The 1,391-nt window shown below is 42.3% G+C and carries 2 protein-coding genes; one reads left to right on the top strand and one right to left on the bottom strand.

Translation table 11 applies throughout. The annotated features are described in order from the left end of the window. Positions 1 to 209: 209 nt before the first annotated feature. Positions 210 to 947 carry a hypothetical protein gene (locus AK963_RS28990; protein WP_139117773.1) on the bottom strand — a complete coding sequence of 246 codons (738 nt, stop codon included), beginning with the start codon at positions 945 to 947 and terminating at the stop codon, positions 210 to 212. Between the two features lie 124 nt (positions 948 to 1,071). Here AK963_RS28990 and AK963_RS28985 point away from each other — a divergent pair. Then, the coding region (locus AK963_RS28985) for a hypothetical protein (RefSeq protein ID WP_139117772.1) at positions 1,072 to 1,391 on the top strand (320 nt) is incomplete at its 3' end.

Here is a 1,391-nt window from a genome sequence, read left to right as displayed (position 1 = left end):
AAATATTCCTTCAGTTTGACGACTGAAAAGCGGGGGGGGGGGTAGTACCATCTAAATTTTTACTGGAACTCTGGGGCGTTTCAGCTAAATTAGAAGTCAGTGGTAAATCACCTGAGTTATTAGGTAAATTGACTGACTGAAGATACTGGTCTCTTGCGATCACAGCTTGCTCTTTAGCAACTTCCTTGTTGGAGGTTTGATTTTTGATTCTATTGTAAGTACTTATATAAATTCTTTGACCCTCGGCGTAAGCGGGATCTTCTGGTAGCGCTCCCTTTGCGCTCCCTGTTGCGCTCGGCGTAAGCGGGATCTGTCTGGTAGCGCTCCCTTTCGCGCTCCCTTTGGCGCTCCCTTTGGCGCTCAACAAGTGAAGAACTGCCATCAACTTTAACTTCTACTTGGGTTGCTTGGTTATCACTTGTAGCTTGGTGCAATAACGGATTAACGACAGCAACTGGCCGTAAACCTTGTGAACTATGAATTCCGGCAGTGGGATTAGTTAACTGAATATCTGGGCATGTATGATTCGCTGGTGTTTGCTCACTAATTGCAGGCTCGTCCCTCAATATTAGCTGCTGAAAGGGAGTAGTTGGTAATAGTGCATCATTAACGGGTTCGTTATCAGACTGGTAAGGAATATATTCATCAAGAATGGATTGTGGTATCTCTTGAATACCTGTTTCGAAAGCGTTTTCTAAATCGAAGTTTGTTAGAGATTCAATATTATATTCATTCAATGAATTAGAGTGATCAGCTTTATTTTGATATGTATCTGGTTCGCTATTGTAAATAGGAAAAGGGTTCAGCACCTGAACAGGCATTCCTTGATATGTCGGCTGTTGTTCGCTGTTATCAGGTTGATACTCTTGCTCTACTAAACCTAAGGAGCTGGAATAAAGATTAGAAAAAGCATCATTAAATGAAGTAAGTTGATTGCTTTGATCCATTGAATTATTGAATTATTGAATTATTGAATTATTGAATTACAGCTTAAGACCACGCCTTCTTATAAAAGTTCCTCCCTTAAACAACTCAATCACTTTTTATGTCAACCAAGCATAAGGATTTGCTATGGCTATTACCAATAGCGACGTAAAACTTTTCGAAAGCCAGCGCCTCACGGATGAGGAAGACGGTGGCGGTCGGGTAACTGGTAACGAGGTCATTGATGGCAACGTCAATAATCTCTTTCAGGATATTTCCCGGATCGACCGAACCATTGGAGATGTGGCCTTGCGTAAGGCGTTTATTGGGATCAGCACCGATAACAATGACATTTATCTCGGCAGTCATTTGATCCTGACCGAGCCTCCCAAGGATAAGAATGTCTCGGTTTTGCTGTTCAATACCGACAGTCAGACCGATGAGCGTTTGGATGCCAGAGACAGAAT

It is taken from the genome of Endozoicomonas atrinae (assembly GCF_001647025.1).
Lineage (GTDB): Bacteria > Pseudomonadota > Gammaproteobacteria > Pseudomonadales > Endozoicomonadaceae > Endozoicomonas > Endozoicomonas atrinae.
The sequence above is the reverse complement of the archived record's forward strand: the minus strand, read 5'-3'. Positions and strand labels throughout refer to the sequence as shown.

What these genes read in the sequence shown, in the direction of transcription:
- AK963_RS28990 (WP_139117773.1), bottom strand. Translation starts at nt 947, where the DNA reads ATGGATCAAAGCAATCAACTTACTTCATTTAATGATGCTTTTTCTAAT.